Raw genomic sequence first — 18,449 nt, 5'->3', positions numbered from 1 at the left:
TGTAATCAACAGTCTGACAAACAAACCCGTTTACTGCGCCGCTTTAATCTTGTTGTCTTTAAAGAACAGCACAAAAAGCACAAGAACCACTGCTGCAATGCCGGCAGGAACCATCCATACGCTCGTCCAGTCTTTAACGCCGTTAACCGTGTACATATCGGCAACGACGCCGGAAACCCACGAACCGATTCCCATTCCGATCCCGTAAGTAGCAATGGCGATCAGCCCCTGCGCAGAAGAACGGTATTTTTCCCCCGCTTTGCTGTCTGTATAAATCTGACCGGTTACAAAAAAGAAATCGTAGCAAACTCCATGCAGGACAATAGCAAGATACAACAGCCATTCGCTGGAAGCGTCGCCGTAGCCAAAGCCGATGAAACGGATAATCCATGCGATAAGTCCTACAATCAGCATCCATTTAACACCCAGACGTGCAAACGCCAATGGAATAAGCAGCATGAAAACCACTTCCGAAGCCTGGCCCAGAGACATTTTATTTTCCACATTTGTCATGCCTGAATCGGTGAGTGACGGATTGGCCATGGCATAATAAAACGAAAGCGGAATACAGATCAGCAAGGACGAAATGAAGAAAATGGCAAAAGAACGGTCCTTGAAAAGCTTAAAGGCATCCAACCCTAAAATGGCTGAAAATGATGTGCTCGTACTCGGCTTCGGAGGCGTATTGGGCAGAAAAAAGGAGTATACACCCAGAATCGCGGCAGAAACCATTGAAATCTTGAAAATCATGACGCTGTCGCCAAAGCCATAATAACCAATGATGTTGGAAACGACAATCCAGGCTACCGTTCCCATTACGCGTATGCCGGGAAAATCTTTTTCAGAATTGGTCACCTGCTGCATGGCAATGGAAGTGGTGAGCGCCATGGTCGGGGCAAATGTGATGCAATAAAGCAGAATAACCCAGAAAAAAGTATCCGGATCTTTAACGCCGGTCAGGAAGTAAAGGATTGCTGCACCGGCAAGACTTAAAATTCCGAGCACCTTTTGTGCGGCAAAGTAGCGGTCGGCAATCATACCAACGAAAAACGGGGCGATAATCATAGCAATAGAAAAGGCAGCATAGGCATTTCCCACCTGCACACCTGTAGCCCCAAGCTGCGTAAACATGTATTTACTCATTTGCCCATACCACGACCCCCAGATAAAATAGAGGAGAAACATCATGGCCATCAGCTGAAAACGCGTCGAATTTTTCATAAAAAAGGAATAGGAGATTGAATAGTAAATTTTAACAGGTTAGACATCATTTCTTTACGATTTTCTGAAATTCATTCAGTTTCAGCAATGCTTCAATAGGTGAAAGCGTGTTCACATCCACAAGCGCCAGTTTTTCTTTCAGCTCTTCCAGGCGCGGATCGGCAGGCTCAAAAATGCTGAGCTGAAAATTGTTTTTCGGGATTTCCTTTACCCGCTTTTTGTGTTCATGCGCTACATGGTCTTTTTCAAGATGCTGCATGATTTCACTGGCCCTTACTACAATGCGCTGCGGCATACCCGCAATCTGGGCGACATGAATCCCGAAACTGTGCGCGCTACCGCCGGGTTTCAGCTTGCGCAGAAAAATTACTTTATTGTCCACTTCCTTTACGGCCACATTGAAGTTTTTGATGCGCGGGAAGTCTTCGGTAAGCTGGTTAAGTTCATGATAATGCGTTGCAAAGAGCGTTTTAGGCCGGCAATCCGTCTGATTGTGCAGGTATTCGGCAATGGCCCATGCAATGGAAACGCCGTCGTAAGTACTTGTTCCTCTGCCGATTTCATCCATCAGCACAAGACTTCGGTCGCTCAGGTTGTTCAGAATACTGGCCGTTTCCGTCATTTCCACCATAAAGGTACTTTCGCCTCGGCTGAGGTTATCGCTGGCTCCTACCCTCGTGAAAACCTTGTCCACAAGTCCGATGCAAGCTGCTTTTGCCGGAACATAGCAACCCATCTGAGCCATGAGAACAATCAACGCAGTCTGACGTAAAAGGGCGGACTTTCCGGCCATGTTCGGACCGGTAATGATGATGATCTGCTGCGTGGCATCATCCAGATACAGATCGTTCGGAACGTAACTTTCACCCAACGGCAGTTGCTGCTCAATGACCGGATGGCGGCCGTCTTTGATATCCAGTTCTTTTCCTTCGCTGATGACTGGCCTTACATAATTGTTCTTCCTGGCAATTGTCGCAAATGAACTCAGTACATCCAAAGTGGAGACGATAAATGCATTCTGCTGGATCGTGCTGACGTATTCTGCGGCAATAAGAATGATTTCATTGTAAATCCGGAATTCGATAGCTGCGATTTTATCTTCCGCATTCAGGATTTTTTCCTCGTACTCTTTTAATTCCGGCGTTATGTAACGTTCCGCGTTCACCAGCGTCTGCTTTCTGATCCAGTCGGCAGGAACTTTGTTCTGATGTGCGTGCGTCACTTCCAGATAGTAACCGAAAACCTTGTTGTAAGCGATTTTCAGCGATCCGATTCCGGTCCGTTCAATTTCACGGTTCTGAAGTTTGAGCAGAAAATCCTTTCCTTCGTACGAAATGGCATGCAGTTCGTCCAGTTCGGCATCCACCCCGCTTTTGATCATCCTTCCCTGATTGGAAAGAACCGGCGCGTCTTCCCGCAATTCGTTTTCAATTTTATCCATCAGAAAACTGCACGGATTCAGCTGATCCGCATATTTCCTGAGTATTTCAATAGCCGGGTCTGTAACTTTCCTCTTATCGTCCTGCGCTGCGGACCTGTCTTCTTCTTTCTGTATCAAACCGGAAAGCAACTCTTTCACCGGCCCGATCTGTTTCAGTGATTTTTTAAGCTGCACCAGTTCGCGCGGGTTGATCCTCCTGACGGCAACTTTTGAAATAAGCCTTTCCAGATCGCCAATCTGCTTCAGATACTGCATGACGGACTCATGCAGCTCCTCATTTTCCAGAAAATGCGAAACTGTATTCAGGCGCTCTTCGATCGGCAGTTTTTCCTTTAACGGCAGCACAACCCACTTGCGCAGCAACCTTGCCCCCATCGGCGTTACCGTCTGATCCAGCACCTGAATCAAAGGAACGCCGCCTTCCTGTTGCGGATGGACCAGTTCAAGATTACGAACGGTAAAACGGTCAAGCCATACGTACTTTTCTTCTTCCAGCCTCGTGATCCGGCCGATATGGGCAACATCCTTATGCTCCGTTTCCCGCAAGTAATGCAGCAATACGCCGGCGGCAATAACGCCCATCGGAAGCGTTTCAATGCCAAAACCCTTTAAAGTTGTAGTCTGAAAATGAGTAATCAGCTGTTCGTAGCCGTAATCATAACCAAAGCACCAGTCTTCCAGCTGAAAAGTATGGTATTTGCCTCCGAAAAGCTGATGAAATTCCTGTTTGTGTTTTTTACAAAATAAAACTTCGGCAGGAGAAAATCCCTGAAGCACTTTGTCAATGTAAGCGGCATTGCCTTGCGAAGTCATGAACTCGCCCGTAGAAATATCCAGAAAAGCCACTCCGTACAAGTCGTCCGTGCCAACGTGAACGGCAGCCAGATAATTGTTTTTACGGATATCCAGCACATTGTCGTTGAAAGAAACGCCCGGCGTCACCAATTCAGTCACACCGCGTTTTACGATTCCCTTGGCAGCCGCAGGATCTTCCAGCTGATCACAAATGGCAACGCGCTCGCCTGCACGGACCAGTTTGGGCAAGTAATTATCAAGCGAATGGTGCGGAAAGCCGGCAAGTTCCTCATGCGAACCGCCGTTATTACGCCGTGTCAGTACAATTCCGAGGATTTTGGAAGTACGGATGGCATCTTCACCAAATGTTTCGTAAAAATCGCCTACTCTGAACAGCAGAAGTGCACCCGGGTACTTGGCCTTGATCTGATTATATTGTTTGTTAAGCGGGGTTTCTTTTTGTGCCTTTGCCAATTATCAGCCTTATTTAAAAAAAAGGATATGTACAAAATTAACCCTTCTCTCCGGTTTGGCAAGTGCATCAGGCGGTTTTATCCATTCCTGTCCGCGGTCATTTGAGAAAGTCCCGCGCTTCTTTTGCCGTAACTTCCCATACGTCCCCGGGTTTAGGAAAATTTTCTTTTTTATCAGCCAGTGAAATTTTCCCGATTGACCACCGCACCAACCGGAGCGTAGGAAAGCCAACAGCTGCTGTCATACGCCTTACCTGACGGTTTTTGCCTTCATGCAAAGTAATCGCAAGCCAGGAAACAGGAATATTTTTACGGAACCGAATCGGCGGATTCCGGTCAGGAAGCGCAGGCTCGCCCATCGGAACTGCACGTGCGGGAAGCGTACGATACTGCTTTCCGTTTATCGAAACAAAAACCCCTTCTGCAAGAGAAGTGCAGGCTTCTTGGGTTATTATTCCTTCGACCTGTACGTAATATGTTCTTTCGTGTCGGTATTTTGGTTCCAGAAGTCTGGTCTTCAAATAGTTGTCATTAGTGAGCAACAGCAGGCCCTCACTATCGGCATCGAGCCGTCCGACCGGATAAATATCTTTCGGAAACTTAAAATCCAGATCTGCCAGCGTTGGCTGTTCGCCTTCACGACTGAACTGGGAAAGCATTCCAAATGGTTTGTAAATTAGAAAATACCGGAACAAGTCTTTAATGAGTATTAGTGAACAGAAGTTTTTGTACTTCCGTTATTTGATGAGTGAAGCAAGGTCCAGCGTAAATCCGGGAAGCACAGTTTCGCCCGAAAGCACGATGTGAAGTGAATTGTGAACTTCTACGCTTTTGTCCGAACGGTAAATGTAAACTTTATTGTCAAAGCGGTCGATCAGCCAGCCCAGTGAAGTTCCGTTAGCAAGGTATTCTTTCATTTTATCCTGAAGATACTTCGGATCGTCGGATTTCGAACGGATTTCAATCACGAAATCGGGACATAGCGGCGCAAAAACTTCCTGCTGTTCTTTGGAAATTGCATTCCAGCGCTCGTTCCGTATCCACGAAACATCCGGCGAACGTACTGCTCCGTTTGGCAAAGTAAAACCGGTGGAAGAATCAAAAACTTTCCCAAGCTTGTGGGATTCATTCCACATGAACAAAAAACCCGAAATGCGTAAATTAAAGTTGCCCGTAAAAGCTCCTGTGGGTGACATAAGTATAATATTTCCATGTGAGTCCCTTTCGAACTCTAGTGTGTCGTTCATCTGGCAAAACTGAAAGAATTCCTCTTCACTCATCAGATCGCCCATTTTCAGTGTCACCGGCATTGAAATTTCCATAATTTGGTTATTTGATTTTTGTCTGATCAAATTTGTAAAACAATGCTTATGCTAATTTAGATGTGAAGCAAGATCAAGCGTAAATCCGGGAAGCACAGTTTCGCCCGAAAGCACGATGTGAAGTGAATTGTGAACTTCTACGCTTTTGTCCAAACGGTAAATGTAAACTTTGTTGTCAAAGCGGTCGATCAGCCAGCCCAGTGAAGTTCCATTTGCAATGTATTCTTTCATTTTATCTTTAAGATACTTTAATCCATCGGATTTCGAACGTATTTCAATCACGAAATCGGGACATAGCGGCGCAAAAACTTCCTGCTGTTCTTTGGAAATTGCATTCCAGCGCTCGTTCCGGATCCATGAAACATCCGGCGAACGCACGGCTCCGTTTGGCAATGTGAAACCAGTGGAAGAATCAAAAACTTTCCCTGATCTATTTTTTTTGTTCCAAAATACCAATTCAGCTGCAATTTCTAAGTTAAATCCGCCTGTAAAAGCTCCTGTGGGTGACATAAGTATAATATTTCCATGCGAGTCCCTTTCGAACTCTAGTGTGTCGTTCATCTGGCAAAACTGAAAGAATTCCTCTTCACTCATCAGATCGCCCATTTTCAGTGTCACCGGCATTTGAATGTCCATAACTCGGTTGTTTAGTCTGTTTCTGATCCAATTTACAAAACTATACCAATGAATAAAAGCCGTTTAATCCAGTTCCAGCCAAACCGGACAATGATCCGAATGTACGGCGTCATTATAAAGCCTGCTGGCTACTATACGGTCTTTGATCGTATCGGCAACCGAAATGTAATCAATTCGCCAGCCTTTGTTATTGGCCCTTGCGCCGGCACGGTAAGTCCACCAGGAATATTCCCTCCGATCCGGATTTTTGAACCGGAATGCATCGGTATATCCGTTGTCAAACCATTTTGTCAGCCATTCTCTTTCCTCAGGCAAAAAACCTGACATTTTCTTATTTCTTACCGGATCATGAATGTCAATTTCCGTATGCGCAATGTTATAATCACCGCAAATAACAAGATTGGGCCGTTCCTTGCGCAATTCATAAACCCATTCGTAAAAATCACGCAAAAACTCCATCTTTACGCCCTGACGGATCTCACCGCTCGTTCCGGAAGGAAAATAGCAGTTCAGAATGGTAATGTCTCCAAAATCGGCCCTTAAAATCCTTCCTTCCTGATCGTAAACAGGAATGGAACATCCGTGAAAAACGTAATCCGGCACCATTTTGGAAAATATGGCCACGCCGCTATATCCCTTTTTTTCAGCTGCATGCCATCCGATCAGCTCGTAGCCAAGTTCCGTAAATCCGGCAAGGTCTACAACGTCCGGAGTCGCTTTCACTTCCTGAAAACATAAAATATCAGCCGGCATGGTTCTTAACCAATCGATCAGTCCGTTTTTTAGTGCCGCCCGGATTCCGTTGAGGTTATAGGTAAGTATCTGCATTTTTTGATATAAGGGGGCTTGTTTTTCCTGCTAATCAATCCTGTTTTAAAATCCGCAGGTTTGTAAAGAAAAATGAAGGCATCCGGCAATTTACAGGAAAATTACCGTTGCAAAGGATTGAAACAGACAGGAATCATCCGCAAGAAATTTCAAAATAGTGCATGTCTGTGCATCAGGTATCAACGTGTGCCGGTCAGCATCTGGCTGGTCACTTCTTTTTCGAAGGTAATATAACCCGGATAGTTGATCTGCTTTCCGGCAAGATCCAGCGTCGGTTTTACTTTTACAGTAAACTTCGTCGGCTTTGCATCTGATTTTCCAGTCAGCGCCAGAACCATATTAATGAATTTATCCCGCGTCTGATCATCGGAAATCAGTTGATATGCGTTTGCGTTCAGTCTTATCGGCACTCTTGTTTTGCCGGTTCCGGGCATTACTTCGATAAGCTGGCTCAAAAAGCCGTTAAACAACTCGCTGTCGGATAACAGCACTTTGTATTCAAGCTGGTTAATGGCGGCGCGGCGGTTTGTCGGATTGGTAATATCCAGATTTACCCTCAGATCGAGCGGCAAATTTTTCCTGAGCAATCCCATGGCCAGTCCGGGATACCTGGCAAGGTCAAAGTCGTTGAAGCTTTTCAGATTACGGAATTCCCGGATGTCAATTCCGGCGAGATAAACGCTATCCACAGACGCAATGTCGTATTTGCATTCACCAAACGTTTTTGCTTCCGAAACCTGACGGCCTACTCCGCAGCCTGTCATTGTTCCCGTTACAAGCAGTATTACGAAAATCCAGATGTTCTTTTTCATTTACCTAATTTTTTTGGCAAGTTAAACAGTAGGTATCAGAACGCATATACGGTTGACGGATTATTACTTTGTCGCTATATTTTTTGCAGGCTTTGACGCAAGCATCTACATTTGCAGACTTTTCAGTTGTAAATAAAATATAAATATGGCGAGCTGGTATTTAGGGAAAATTCGGTATCAAAAGGAGAATGAGTCGGGAAGTCTGAAAACAATCAATGAAGTTTATCTTGTGGATGCCGTTTCCTACACGGAGTCCGAGGCGAGGCTTTACAAACAGATTGTTACCGATGCCAGCGATTTCAGTGTGTCCAGTATTTCGCGGATGCGCCTTGCAGATCTTTTTGCTTACGAAGAAGGTGAACAATGGTTTAAAGCAAAAGTCATTTACTTTTCAGTGGATGAAAAAAGCGGAAAAGAAAAGAAAATCGTCAATTACATGCTTGTGAATTCGGACGGCATCCAGCAGGCACTGGACCGGATCAATGAAAGCATGCGCAATTTTCTGATCCCGTATGAAGTTACAGACATTACGCTTACGCCGATTCTGGATGTATTCCCGTATACTTCCGAAGAAGATCAGGAAGAAGAAATTCCGGCCAATCTGCGCCCGCTTTCCGAAGTGATGGCAGAACGCGCAGAATCCGAAAGCGTGTAAGATAATCCAGTCCGTTTTCAGGATTTTCATTCTGAAAACGGATTTTCAATCTTTTAACTCCTGATAACTTTTTGTAATTGCAGTATACGGATCACGTCCAAAGCGGATCAGTTTGAAAGAAGTATCTTTTGAACTAAACTCCGTTATCAGCCGGTCAGCGTCCAGCAAATGCATGTAATCAAACGAAACGGGCATACTTACAGCGTTTTCTACAAATTCCAGTCCGTAAAGCGCATAGATGCTGAACGGCGTTTTGGCAAGCCATATCTTGTCCTTCGTGTCGGAAGTTGTGTAACCCAGATCATACTCAATGCTTTCCAGACCAAATTCGGTTCGTTTGTTAGCCGTTGGCAGGCAGTACGTTGCAAAATCTTCTTTTCGCTGCAGAACTGTTTCAGCATCCGGTTTCATTTCATTTACGGTTTCAGAAGTTCTTGTTTTTTTCCCGGCCTCATCCGTTTTATAAAACATGTATTTTCCATTCGGGAAACCAATGATCAGATCGAACGATTTTCCTTTCTGTGTAAAACTGCTGTCTTTCAGAAAACACATGGCCCCGCTGACCGGATCGAGATAAATCCTGATTTTTCCCTTTGTCCTTGCAGTCTTGTTATCAAAGTCAAATACAAGTGAATGGCTGAAATAATATTGTCCTTTTTCCGGTTTCCACTGCACTGAACGCTGCTTGTCGGCAGGAATCTTCTTGGCAGGCTGCGCAAACACCTGCTTTTGATGTAATAACGGAATAAGGAACAACAAAAAGTATAATAAATTTGCTTTCATAGTTAAACTAGTTTGAAGGCGCAATCTAGAAAAAGCAGGTTTAATTAGCATGATTCCGACGATCAATCTTTCAGCCTGTAACGGCTATTTACCGGAAGGTTGTAAATTGCATGGCATTTGCAACTAACGCATGAATTTTAAATCAGAAAAAAGAACCGTTTCATTACACGAAGGCCGCTGCGTGTATTTCTCATCCGATTTCCATCTTGGCGTTCCGTCTTTGCCCAAAAGCCGTGAAAGAGAAAGGCTGATCATTACATGGCTGGAATCCATCGAGCACAATGCACAAATGATTTTTCTGGTCGGGGATATTTTTGATTTCTGGTTTGAATACAATAAAGCCGTTCCGAAAGGATTTGTGCGGTTGCTTGGAAAACTGGCTGAATTGAACGACAAAGGCATTGAACTTGTCATTTTCACCGGCAATCACGATATGTGGATGTCCGGTTATCTGACGGATGAAATTGGCGCAACCATTTTCCGTAATCCTGTGACTTACACGTTTGTTTCAGGAAAAAGCACCAAGACAATTCTGGTTGGCCACGGCGACGGGCTCGGGCCTGGCGATAATACTTACAAGGTTCTGAAAAGAATATTCGAAAATTCCTTTTTCCAGCTCATGTTCCGGCTTATGCATCCGGATGTCGGAATCTGGATTGCGATGGAATGGTCGAAAAGAAGCCGGCGCGCCAACGACCATAAAGGAGAAGAGTATTTTCTGGGTGAAGATCATGAATGGCTTTTTCAGTATTGCCTTGCTGTGGAAAAGAAACAGCATCATGATTATTACATTTTCGGACACCGGCATCTTCCGCTGGACATGAAAGTAAATGCCGTTTCAAGGTATGTTAATCTCGGAGAATGGCTCAATCAGCAGCATTTTGCCGTTTTTGACGGAGAAAACCTGAGTCTGGAAAAATTCGATCCAGGTTCTGCTGCAGCAACTAAAAATTAATTGCTGCCGTTTCGTTTGATATCGTTTTCGGGAGTCGGCGGAATAAAATCCTGTTTGGTAATATTTTCACGTGGTGCGGCATTCAGCTCTTTGCGCCATTCTTTTTGCTTAAGGTCACCGTTTTTAACCGATTTGATAAAGCTGGCCCATGCAAAAGGGTTTAGAAACGGGAATGTGGTTGCAAATCCTTTGTTCGCCGCCGATTCACGCCCGAACATCAGCTGATCCATAGAGTAACGATAGTTGGTCTGCGCATTGTTGGGAACCTGCGCCGCCATTCTGTTGATATAATCCGGATCGGTGCTTCTTGCAAGCGCATCCCGATCCGCCTGATCGGGAAGTTTCAGCGCAAGGAATGCTTTCTTGAATTCTTCTTCTGTAGAATAAGGATAAATGGTCACGCCTGAAAGTGTTACAACATCTTCACGCAAAGCAACAATGGCCGAATAAATATCCGAGTTGTAACTGCGCGGAACAACGTGGTACTGCTTTTTGAAACCGACATAACTGAAAATGATGCTGTCGCCGGGAAATACGGGAATTGTAAACGATCCGTCACTTTTGGCCAGCGTACCTCTTCCGGCATTTACTATAAATATGGTGGCACCCGGCAGCCGCTCGGTTGTTTTCCCGCCTACGACGACGCCGGAGAATATGATTGCTTTCTGTTCACCCTGCGCATACAAATCATGAAAAGACATGATTCCTGCCAGCACCAAAAATATTAAAAGACTGCGTTTCATTCGTTTCGGGTTATGAATTGAGAACCGGATAAAGGCCCCGGCTTTCGAACGTTGTTGTCATTATACTTTCTCTCAGCTGCTATGTTGAAAAAAGTATGTAAAAATTGTTCCTTGGTTAATCAACGACCCGGCAGCATATGCATTGCCTGTATGGATTAAAAAGCAATTTCTGTCAGGAAAATAACTTTAAAAAGGTAACAATAAACGGGGCGGAAAGCAGCAGGCCGTCAAACCTGTCCAGAAAACCGCCGTGCCCGGGTATGCTTGTCCCGGAATCCTTAATGGCAATACTCCGCTTGAAAAGTGACTCGACAAGGTCGCCGTACGTCCCGACCACCACAATAATAGCACCGATGCAGTACCATTTCCAGGGTTCGAAGGTACGGAAATAAAACCCCAGTACAAATGCAATGACTGCTGCAAAAGCAGCGCTTCCCATGGCGCCTTCCCACGATTTTTTGGGAGAAATACGCTCAAACAACTTTCTTTTTCCAAACTTGGTACCGGCAAAATAACCGCCTATGTCCGACGCCCAGAGTAAAAGCAGGCTTCCCAGAACGATTTCATAATTGTATTTTCCGCCCCGCAGCGCCATCACAATGATCAGAGCAAAAGGCAATGCTACATAAATAATGCCCAGAAATGTAAACCCGATGTTTGTAAAAGGTTTAAGGTCATTCTTTTTATACAGCTTGATAAAAAATATCATGGACAGCAGCGGACTGATAATGAAATAATTTGAGAATGGTACAATGTCCTGTTCTATCAAGTACGCAAGAAACATCATTACTGTGCCACAGAAAGTACCATAATAAGTTAGCGGCTGATTTCCGTCCAGCCCGAGCAATCTGTAAAATTCCAGCTGGGTCAATGAACTGATGGTACAAAAAAGCAGTAAAAAGGTTAATTCACTGTAAAGTATACAACTGATAATTACAAATACTCCTGCCAGCGCGGTAATTGCCCGTTGCTGTAAATTACTCAGTTTCTCTAAGCGCGTCTTCATTCGTCAGTATTGTTTGGGCCTTCAAAAGGTCACTTGCCGGCACATGAACCTCACATGTTCCGAAAATCGGGTAACTGCTGTCTTTTCGGTTCACGATCACAGCAGGTATCTCATTTTGTTCCAGTATTTCACGGGCAATTTCCGCGCGGATCATTCGTCCGCTCTGAAATGCCTTTACCCAGTTTTCAGCCATAAAGTTTTTTGCTTGATTTTAATTAAAGGCTTGCACGGCGGATATCTCCGGCAACACCCGATTTTTTTATTAACAGAAGTATACCAGCAGAAAGAATCAATGAAACCAGCACCAGCATGGCAGGCATTGATTTGGTTTCTTCAATGTTCGTTTTGACAATGCCGATATTGTGCAGATACACCATGACCAGTACAAACCCGTTGTTCACAAAATGCGCCAGTACGGCGATCCTTAAATTTCCGGTCCAGAAATACAAATACCCGAACAATGCGCCGAGCATCATGCGCGGAAGGAATCCGTAAAACTGAAAATGGATGGCGCTGAAAATGGCAGCTGCCGTCCAAATGGCAAGATGTATATTTCCCCAGTGCTGAAAAAGCTTGGTCTGAATGATTCCGCGAAAAAGCACTTCCTCGCCTACTGCCGGCAGCAGCACGACCACGAACAAGGCAATCAGCAACTGACCGAACTGTTTGAAATTGGTCAGAAAACCCGTCATCACTGCCAGCTGATCTTCTTTCTCACGCATCCACAGTTCCAGTCCGGAGAACGTATCGGGCAGTTTCATGGCGGCATTCCATTCAATAAACTTGCTGTTGACCGGAATAAAAACCAGCACAAGCAGAAATGCCAGAAGCCAGACTCCGGCAGCCGGCTTTTCCCTGAAATCAAACTGACGAAGCGTTCTGCGTTCGATATAAAACCAGTAAACCAGCGAAGGCAAAAGATAGGAGAAAAAGTGAACGGTTCCCTGCAGGATCATCAATGCATTCCATCCGTTGGAAACATTCGCAGGGTCAGAAATCAGTTTGTTCAGCAGCACGGCAATGCTTTCCACACCGGCCGACTTGTAAACGGCCAGCAACATCACCGCCAGCATGTTTCCCACAGCCATTCCGATCAGCACAAAACCGATTAAAACCAATAAACTGCCCATGGTGCCGGGCACACGGGAAACTGCCGGGACTGGATTACTATTTTGCATAATTGGTGTAAATTTACGGTTTATTATCAATTTAAAAATACGGAGTGAACAAGTAGAACGTATTATAAAGGGTTTAAACCCACGTTTGGAAGTTTAACCGACATTAGTCTTGCCGAAATGGTTAAAATAGGAAATATAGAACTGAGCGACTTTCCGCTGCTTCTGGCACCGATGGAAGACGTAAGCGATCCGCCTTTCCGCGCTGTATGCAAGGAAAACGGGGCCGATCTGATGTATACCGAATTCGTGTCATCCGAAGGGCTTATCCGGGATGCGGCAAAGAGTGTGCAGAAACTGGATATTTTTGAATACGAAAGACCCGTCGGCATTCAGCTGTTCGGCAGTGATGTTGAAACAATGGGCTCGTGTGCAGAAATTGCATCCCGCGTAAACCCGGATCTTATCGATATCAATTATGGCTGCCCGGTCAAGAATGTGGCCTGCCGCGGAGCCGGCGCTGCGTTGCTGCAGGATGTCCCGAAAATGGTGAAAATGACCGAAGCCGTTATAAAATCCACGCATTTGCCCGTAACGGTAAAAACCCGGCTTGGCTGGGATGAAAATACAAAGAATGTGCAGGAAGTTGCCGAACGTTTGCAGGATATCGGCATCAAGGCACTTTCCATTCATGGCAGAACCCGCGTGCAAATGTACAAAGGCTCGGCAGACTGGACTCTGATTGCAAAAATCAAGGACAACCCGCGCATAACGATCCCGATTTTCGGGAATGGCGATGTGGATACGCCGGAAAAGGCACTGGAATATAAAAACCGCTTTGGCGTGGACGGCATCATGATCGGCCGTGCTACGATCGGAAACCCGTGGATTTTTAACGAAATCAAGCATTTTATGAAAACCGGTGAAAAACTTGCGCCGCCAACCATGCAGCAGCGTGTGGAAGTGTGCAGGAAACATCTGGAATTTTCAATTCGCTGGAAAGGGCCCGTTGCCGGCGTTTTTGAAATGCGCAGGCATTATACCAATTATTTTAAAGGGCTGGAACACTTCAAGCCGTTCCGCATGCGTCTGGTGGAAGGAATGACATTTGAAGAACTGGACGGCATACTGAACGAAATTATTCATGAATACAGTGAAGCCGTATGCTGAAAATCAATGTCTCCGAAAGTCCGTTCCAGGAAAACAGCGAACTTTCCTCCGAAAATTCCTTTGAAATAAGCAACCGGAAAGACAAATGGTTTGTCGGAAGCGAGCAGTTCGACGGGGACATTGCTGAGCTGGGCCGGAACAAATTTCACGTTATCCGAAATAACAAATCGTATAGCGTGGAAGTACTTGAAGTCAACGCGCAGGAGAAATCGGTCCATTTGCTGATCAACGGCCAGCATTATTATACCAAAACGAAAAATCAGCTGGATTTGCTTCTGGAAGGAATGGGACTTCAGAACAGTACAGCCCAGAAACTGAACAACATCAAGGCGCCCATGCCCGGATTGATCCAGTCCGTTGCGGTTTCTGAAGGCGATATAATCAGCAAAGGCGATACGCTGCTGGTGCTGGTGGCGATGAAAATGGAAAACGCAATCCGCTCCTCCGGAAGCGGAACGGTAAAAACATTGAAAGTAGCGGCAGGCGAAACGGTTGAAAAAAATCAGGTATTGCTCGAGTTTCAATAAATAACTTGTTTATCTTGACTTCCTACGCTTATTTTTACGGACGAAAACACCTATATCTATAATCATGCCCGAACCAGTATACAAACGTTTATTACTCAAACTCAGCGGAGAAGCTCTTAATGGCGGCGATAAAGCCCAGGTTATTGATTTCAACATTCTCGATAACTATGCCCGGGAAATCAAAAGAATTACAGAAGTCGGCGTTCAGGTTGCCATTGTAATCGGTGGGGGAAATATTTTTCGCGGCGCATCTGTAGAAAAATCCGGGATTGACAGAGTTCAGGGCGATCATATGGGCATGCTGGCCACGGTCATCAACGGAATGGCAATCCAGAGTTCGCTTGAAAAGCACGGCATGAACACAAGGCTGATGTCGGCCATCAAAATGGAGCAGGTTTGCGAGCCGCTGATTCGCCGCCGTGCAATCCGCCACCTTGAAAAAGGACGTGTTGTTATTTTCGGCGCAGGAACGGGAAATCCTTATTTTACAACGGATACAACCGCCGGCCTTCGCGCCATTGAATCCGAGTCGGAAGTGGTTCTAAAAGGAACGCGCGTGGACGGAGTTTATACGGCAGATCCGGAAAAAGATCCGCTCGCAACCAAATACAGCCAACTGACTTTCGATGAGGCGCTGTCCAGAAATCTCAAGATTATGGACCTGACTGCTTTCACGCTTTGCAAGGAAAATAATGTCCCGATCATTGTTTTCGATATGAACAAACCCGGCAATCTGTATGATCTGGTGATGGGAGAAGAAGTCGGAACGCTGATATCGAATTAACGGAAATATACTATCTTTTATAAACAATGGAAGAAATAGAATTATATCTTGAAGATGCCAAAGATACTATGGAAGGTGCCATCAAACACCTTATTATAGAACTGGGAAAAATTCGGGCAGGAAAAGCTTCGCCCCAGATGCTGGAAGGTCTTCAGATTGAATATTACGGCTCCATGACGCCTTTGCAGAACGTGGCCACCATCAATACGCCGGACGCAAGGACGATTGCCATCAAGCCTTTCGAAAGAAAAATCATTAATGATATAGAAAAAGCCATTCGCAATGGCAACCTGGGTTTTGCACCTTCCAATGATGGTGAAATGATCCGGATTTCTGTTCCGCCGCTGAACGAAGAACGGCGCAGAGAGCTTGTAAAACGTGCAAAAAACGAAATTGAAACGGCCAAGATCAACATCCGTAACATTCGTCAGGATGCCAATAATTCGCTGCGCAAGCTGACCAAAGAAGGCGTTGCGGAAGATCTGGTAAAAGTAAGTGAAGACCGTGTTCAGAAACTGACCGACGGTTTTATTTCCAAAGTAGAACAGATTTTTTCTGCAAAGGAAAAAGAGATTATGGAAGTTTAACTTTCAGATTTTCTTTCAATAAAAAAACCCGCATCTGCGGGTTTTTTTATTGATAATGCTATGATTTATTTCACATGGCTGAATCCTTCGAAGCCCCGGTGATTGGTTTCTTCATACAACCTGTCTTTCGGCAAGTTGCGGAAATAATCGTAAGTTATCTGTAAACCTTCCTGACGGGAAACTTTCGGTTCCCAGCCCAGAATTTCCTTTGCTTTGGTGATATCCGGTTGTCTTTGCTTGGGATCATCCTGCGGAAGCGGCTTGTAAACCACTTTCTGGTCTGTTCCGGTCAGTTTGATAATTTCTTCGGCAAATTCCCCGATTGTGATTTCGGAAGGATTTCCGATGTTCACAGGCAATGCATAATCGCTTAAAAGCAGGCGGTAAATTCCTTCAACAAGATCGTCAACATAGCAGAATGAACGTGTTTGCGAACCGTCGCCGAATACCGTAATATCTTCACCGCGCAAAGCTTGTCCGATGAATGCCGGCAATACACGTCCGTCATTGAGGCGCATTCTGGGACCATATGTATTAAAAATCCGTACAATGCGTGTTTCCAGATCGTGATACCGGTGATAAGCCATGGTAATGGCTTCCTGATAACGTTTTGCCTCGTCATAGCAGCCGCGCGGCCCGATCGGATTCACGTGTCCCCAGTAATCTTCGGTTTGCGGATGCACAAGCGGATCGCCATACACTTCGGATGTGGAAGCAATGATAAAACGTGCTTTTTTGACGCGCGCAAGTCCAAGCAGGTTATGCGTTCCCATCGCTCCTACTTTCAGCGTCTGAATCGGGATTTTAAGGTAATCGATCGGGCTGGCCGGAGATGCAAAGTGCATGATGTAATCCAGTTCGCCCGGAACATGCACGTATTTGGTTACATCATGATGGTTAAATTCAAAATTGGGATTAGGCATCAGATGTTCAATGTTCCGCATATCACCTGTAATCAGGTTATCCATTGCGATCACATACATGCCTTCCTTTAAAAACCGTTCGCAAAGGTGCGAACCCAAAAATCCTGCTGCCCCGGTTATAAGTACACGTTTCATGAATAAGATAGATTAGATTGAATGTTGATTTTCACCAGCCGGAACCACCTTTTCCCGTCCGATGCTGTAATAGGTATAGCCTATTTCACGCATCTGATCCAGTTCATACAGGTTTCTTCCGTCAAAAATTACTTTGTTCTTCAACAGTTTACCCATCTTTTCAAATTCAGGTGTGCGGAATTGAGGCCATTCGGTAAATATCATCAGTGCGTCTGCGTCGTCCAGCGCGGCATACGGCGTATGACAGAATGTTACTTTATCACCAAGAATGCCTTTTACATTATTCATGGCTTCTGGATCATAAACGGTTACTTTGGCACCGGCTTCCAGCAATGCTTCAATATTTTCAAGCGCCGGAGCTTCGCGGATATCATCGGTATACGGCTTGAACGCCAGTCCCCAGACCGCTATGGTTTTATCTTTCAGACTTCCTTCAAAGTAGTTTTCGACCATCGGCAGAAGTTTTTTCTTCTGATCATAGTTTACATCCATAACGGATTTCAGGATGCGGAAATCATAGTTGAAATCGTTGGATGTTTTTGCTAGGGCCTGAACATCTTTCGGAAAACAGCTTCCGCCATAACCGATTCCTGCAAAAAGAAAACGCTTGCCGATCCGGCTGTCCGTACCAATACCGCGGCGGATATCATCTACATTGGCACCTACTTTTTCACAAAGATTCGCAATTTCATTCATGAACGTAATTTTCATTGCCAGGAATGAATTGGCTGCGTATTTGGTCATCTCGGCAGAACGCTCGTCCATGAAAATCACCGGATTTCCTTGTCTGACCAGCGGAGCATAAAGCTTTTCCATCACCTTTTTTGCCTTTTCAGAAGTAGTTCCGACTACAACCCGGTCCGGCTTCATGAAATCCTCAACCGCGACGCCTTCTCTCAAAAATTCAGGATTGGAAACTACGTCAAATTCAACTTTGGCGTTTTTTGCAATGGCAGCACGTACTTTTTCAGCTGTGCCAACCGGAACGGTGCTTTTATCAATTACAACCGCGTATTTGTCCAGGATATGGCCAAGATCATCCGCTACTTTCAGAATGTACTTCAGATCCGCTGAACCGTCCTCGCCCGGAGGCGTCGGCAACGCAAGGAAAATGACTTCCGCATCTTTAATGCCCTCAGCCAGATTCGTCGTAAACAGCAAACGGCCTTCTTCCACGTTCCGGTGAAAAAGCACATCAAGGCCCGGCTCATAAATAGGGATTTCGCCCTTTTGCAAACGTTCGATTTTTCTGACATCAATGTCAACGCAGGTTACCTGATTGCCCGTTTCGGCAAAACAGGTGCCTGTAACCAAACCAACATAACCTGTTCCTACAACTGCAATTTTCATAAATGTGATAATTATAATATAGTTGTTACGGAACTTCATCGTTCAGGTTAAAGAATTGTATTTAACCAAGTCCCGTGTGTTAAGACATCAGCAAATGTAATTTTTTTATACGAATCTTCACCGCTCCGCCTCGTATTTGTTCGTTACTGATAAGAGAAATATCTTGATTTTTTGCTAACATTAAGTAA

General features: G+C 45.1%; 20 protein-coding genes. 6 read left to right on the top strand and 14 right to left on the bottom strand.

What is annotated here, in order from left to right:
* Nucleotides 1-30: 30 nt before the first annotated feature.
* From FEM55_RS08780 to FEM55_RS08750, 7 genes are all read right to left on the bottom strand, one after another.
* Entirely contained in the window at nt 31-1,221 is a 1,191-nt protein-coding gene (locus tag FEM55_RS08780) for a nucleoside permease (RefSeq protein WP_138280961.1), read from the bottom strand.
* A gap of 46 nt (nt 1,222-1,267) precedes the next feature.
* Nucleotides 1,268-3,931 carry a DNA mismatch repair protein MutS gene (mutS, locus tag FEM55_RS08775; RefSeq protein WP_138280960.1) on the bottom strand — a complete coding sequence of 888 codons (2,664 nt, stop codon included), beginning with the start codon at nt 3,929-3,931 and terminating at the stop codon, nt 1,268-1,270.
* Nucleotides 3,932-4,028: 97 nt separating this feature from the next.
* On the bottom strand, nt 4,029-4,589 hold the full coding sequence (locus tag FEM55_RS08770; RefSeq protein WP_229209168.1) for a pseudouridine synthase: 561 nt from the start codon (nt 4,587-4,589) through the stop codon (nt 4,029-4,031).
* 78 nt (nt 4,590-4,667) lie between these two features.
* Nucleotides 4,668-5,252 (bottom strand): Uma2 family endonuclease, encoded by a 585-nt coding sequence (locus tag FEM55_RS08765; protein WP_229209167.1) that lies wholly within the window; start codon nt 5,250-5,252, stop codon nt 4,668-4,670.
* 51 nt (nt 5,253-5,303) lie between these two features.
* A complete protein-coding gene (locus FEM55_RS08760; protein WP_138280958.1) occupies nt 5,304-5,888 on the bottom strand; it encodes a Uma2 family endonuclease in 585 nt (194 codons plus the stop codon).
* Nucleotides 5,889-5,951: 63 nt separating this feature from the next.
* Entirely contained in the window at nt 5,952-6,716 is a 765-nt protein-coding gene (locus FEM55_RS08755; protein WP_138280957.1) for an exodeoxyribonuclease III, read from the bottom strand.
* A 179-nt stretch (nt 6,717-6,895) separates the two neighbouring features.
* The gene (locus FEM55_RS08750; RefSeq protein WP_138280956.1) at nt 6,896-7,528 is read right to left on the bottom strand and encodes a hypothetical protein; all 633 of its coding nucleotides are present in this window, start codon (nt 7,526-7,528) and stop codon (nt 6,896-6,898) included.
* A gap of 145 nt (nt 7,529-7,673) precedes the next feature.
* Between FEM55_RS08750 and FEM55_RS08745 the strand changes: the two genes are divergently transcribed.
* Nucleotides 7,674-8,183: a DUF4494 domain-containing protein gene (locus tag FEM55_RS08745; protein WP_138280955.1), complete on the top strand. Its 510-nt coding sequence runs from the start codon at nt 7,674-7,676 to the stop codon at nt 8,181-8,183.
* A gap of 45 nt (nt 8,184-8,228) precedes the next feature.
* On the opposite strand, the gene FEM55_RS08740 is transcribed toward FEM55_RS08745, so the two are convergent.
* On the bottom strand, nt 8,229-8,966 hold the full coding sequence (locus FEM55_RS08740; RefSeq protein WP_229209166.1) for a hypothetical protein: 738 nt from the start codon (nt 8,964-8,966) through the stop codon (nt 8,229-8,231).
* Between the two features lie 130 nt (nt 8,967-9,096).
* On the opposite strand from FEM55_RS08740, the gene FEM55_RS08735 reads away from it, so the two are divergent.
* Complete coding sequence (locus FEM55_RS08735) at nt 9,097-9,921, top strand: UDP-2,3-diacylglucosamine diphosphatase (RefSeq protein ID WP_138280954.1); 825 nt, start codon at nt 9,097-9,099, stop codon at nt 9,919-9,921.
* Here FEM55_RS08735 and FEM55_RS08730 read toward each other — a convergent pair.
* The 4 genes from FEM55_RS08730 to FEM55_RS08715 all read right to left on the bottom strand — a co-directional run bounded on the left by FEM55_RS08730 (nt 9,918) and on the right by FEM55_RS08715 (nt 12,848).
* On the bottom strand, nt 9,918-10,664 hold the full coding sequence (locus FEM55_RS08730) for a carboxypeptidase-like regulatory domain-containing protein (RefSeq protein WP_138280953.1): 747 nt from the start codon (nt 10,662-10,664) through the stop codon (nt 9,918-9,920). The two genes, FEM55_RS08735 and FEM55_RS08730, sit on opposite strands and share 4 nt — an antisense overlap.
* 172 nt (nt 10,665-10,836) lie before the next feature.
* Nucleotides 10,837-11,670: a phosphatidate cytidylyltransferase gene (locus tag FEM55_RS08725; RefSeq protein ID WP_138280952.1), complete on the bottom strand. Its 834-nt coding sequence runs from the start codon at nt 11,668-11,670 to the stop codon at nt 10,837-10,839.
* Complete coding sequence (locus tag FEM55_RS08720) at nt 11,642-11,863, bottom strand: putative signal transducing protein (protein ID WP_138280951.1); 222 nt, start codon at nt 11,861-11,863, stop codon at nt 11,642-11,644. The genes FEM55_RS08725 and FEM55_RS08720 overlap by 29 nt, the downstream gene beginning before the upstream one ends.
* A gap of 22 nt (nt 11,864-11,885) precedes the next feature.
* Nucleotides 11,886-12,848 (bottom strand): CPBP family intramembrane glutamic endopeptidase, encoded by a 963-nt coding sequence (locus FEM55_RS08715; RefSeq protein ID WP_138280950.1) that lies wholly within the window; start codon nt 12,846-12,848, stop codon nt 11,886-11,888.
* Between the two features lie 117 nt (nt 12,849-12,965).
* Here FEM55_RS08715 and dusB point away from each other — a divergent pair, with 117 nt between their 5' ends.
* The 4 genes from dusB (at nt 12,966) to frr (ending at nt 15,853) form a co-directional block, all read left to right on the top strand.
* The gene (dusB, locus tag FEM55_RS08710; RefSeq protein ID WP_138280949.1) at nt 12,966-13,955 is read left to right on the top strand and encodes a tRNA dihydrouridine synthase DusB; all 990 of its coding nucleotides are present in this window, start codon (nt 12,966-12,968) and stop codon (nt 13,953-13,955) included.
* Nucleotides 13,949-14,482 carry an acyl-CoA carboxylase biotin carboxyl carrier protein subunit gene (locus FEM55_RS08705; protein ID WP_138280948.1) on the top strand — a complete coding sequence of 178 codons (534 nt, stop codon included), beginning with the start codon at nt 13,949-13,951 and terminating at the stop codon, nt 14,480-14,482. Before dusB ends, FEM55_RS08705 begins: the two co-directional genes overlap by 7 nt.
* A gap of 64 nt (nt 14,483-14,546) precedes the next feature.
* Nucleotides 14,547-15,266 carry a UMP kinase gene (gene pyrH, locus FEM55_RS08700; protein ID WP_138280947.1) on the top strand — a complete coding sequence of 240 codons (720 nt, stop codon included), beginning with the start codon at nt 14,547-14,549 and terminating at the stop codon, nt 15,264-15,266.
* 26 nt (nt 15,267-15,292) lie between these two features.
* Nucleotides 15,293-15,853, top strand: a complete 561-nt coding sequence (frr, locus tag FEM55_RS08695; protein WP_138280946.1) for a ribosome recycling factor — start codon at nt 15,293-15,295, stop codon at nt 15,851-15,853.
* A gap of 65 nt (nt 15,854-15,918) precedes the next feature.
* On the opposite strand, the gene FEM55_RS08690 is transcribed toward frr, so the two are convergent.
* Nucleotides 15,919-16,911, bottom strand: a complete 993-nt coding sequence (locus FEM55_RS08690; protein WP_138280945.1) for a UDP-glucuronic acid decarboxylase family protein — start codon at nt 16,909-16,911, stop codon at nt 15,919-15,921.
* A 12-nt stretch (nt 16,912-16,923) separates the two neighbouring features.
* Nucleotides 16,924-18,261 carry a UDP-glucose dehydrogenase family protein gene (locus tag FEM55_RS08685; RefSeq protein WP_138280944.1) on the bottom strand — a complete coding sequence of 446 codons (1,338 nt, stop codon included), beginning with the start codon at nt 18,259-18,261 and terminating at the stop codon, nt 16,924-16,926.
* Between the last annotated feature and the right edge of the window lie 188 nt (nt 18,262-18,449).

It is taken from the genome of Dyadobacter sediminis (assembly GCF_005860765.1).
Lineage (GTDB): Bacteria > Bacteroidota > Bacteroidia > Cytophagales > Spirosomataceae > Dyadobacter > Dyadobacter sediminis.
The sequence above is the reverse complement of the archived record's forward strand: the minus strand, read 5'-3'. Positions and strand labels throughout refer to the sequence as shown.

Coding starts and splice junctions, on each gene's coding strand:
- dusB (WP_138280949.1), top strand. CDS start 12,966: ATGGTTAAAATAGGAAATATAGAACTGAGCGACTTTCCGCTGCTTCTG.
- FEM55_RS08740 (WP_229209166.1), bottom strand. CDS start 8,966: ATGAAAGCAAATTTATTATACTTTTTGTTGTTCCTTATTCCGTTATTA.
- FEM55_RS08770 (WP_229209168.1), bottom strand. CDS start 4,589: ATGCTTTCCCAGTTCAGTCGTGAAGGCGAACAGCCAACGCTGGCAGAT.
- FEM55_RS08705 (WP_138280948.1), top strand. CDS start 13,949: ATGCTGAAAATCAATGTCTCCGAAAGTCCGTTCCAGGAAAACAGCGAA.
- frr (WP_138280946.1), top strand. CDS start 15,293: ATGGAAGAAATAGAATTATATCTTGAAGATGCCAAAGATACTATGGAA.
- FEM55_RS08750 (WP_138280956.1), bottom strand. CDS start 7,528: ATGAAAAAGAACATCTGGATTTTCGTAATACTGCTTGTAACGGGAACA.
- FEM55_RS08745 (WP_138280955.1), top strand. CDS start 7,674: ATGGCGAGCTGGTATTTAGGGAAAATTCGGTATCAAAAGGAGAATGAG.
- FEM55_RS08735 (WP_138280954.1), top strand. CDS start 9,097: ATGAATTTTAAATCAGAAAAAAGAACCGTTTCATTACACGAAGGCCGC.
- FEM55_RS08690 (WP_138280945.1), bottom strand. CDS start 16,911: ATGAAACGTGTACTTATAACCGGGGCAGCAGGATTTTTGGGTTCGCAC.
- FEM55_RS08760 (WP_138280958.1), bottom strand. CDS start 5,888: ATGGACATTCAAATGCCGGTGACACTGAAAATGGGCGATCTGATGAGT.
- FEM55_RS08685 (WP_138280944.1), bottom strand. CDS start 18,261: ATGAAAATTGCAGTTGTAGGAACAGGTTATGTTGGTTTGGTTACAGGC.
- FEM55_RS08765 (WP_229209167.1), bottom strand. CDS start 5,252: ATGGAAATTTCAATGCCGGTGACACTGAAAATGGGCGATCTGATGAGT.
- pyrH (WP_138280947.1), top strand. CDS start 14,547: ATGCCCGAACCAGTATACAAACGTTTATTACTCAAACTCAGCGGAGAA.
- FEM55_RS08720 (WP_138280951.1), bottom strand. CDS start 11,863: ATGGCTGAAAACTGGGTAAAGGCATTTCAGAGCGGACGAATGATCCGC.
- FEM55_RS08755 (WP_138280957.1), bottom strand. CDS start 6,716: ATGCAGATACTTACCTATAACCTCAACGGAATCCGGGCGGCACTAAAA.
- FEM55_RS08715 (WP_138280950.1), bottom strand. CDS start 12,848: ATGCAAAATAGTAATCCAGTCCCGGCAGTTTCCCGTGTGCCCGGCACC.
- FEM55_RS08725 (WP_138280952.1), bottom strand. CDS start 11,670: ATGAAGACGCGCTTAGAGAAACTGAGTAATTTACAGCAACGGGCAATT.
- FEM55_RS08730 (WP_138280953.1), bottom strand. CDS start 10,664: ATGAAACGCAGTCTTTTAATATTTTTGGTGCTGGCAGGAATCATGTCT.
- FEM55_RS08780 (WP_138280961.1), bottom strand. CDS start 1,221: ATGAAAAATTCGACGCGTTTTCAGCTGATGGCCATGATGTTTCTCCTC.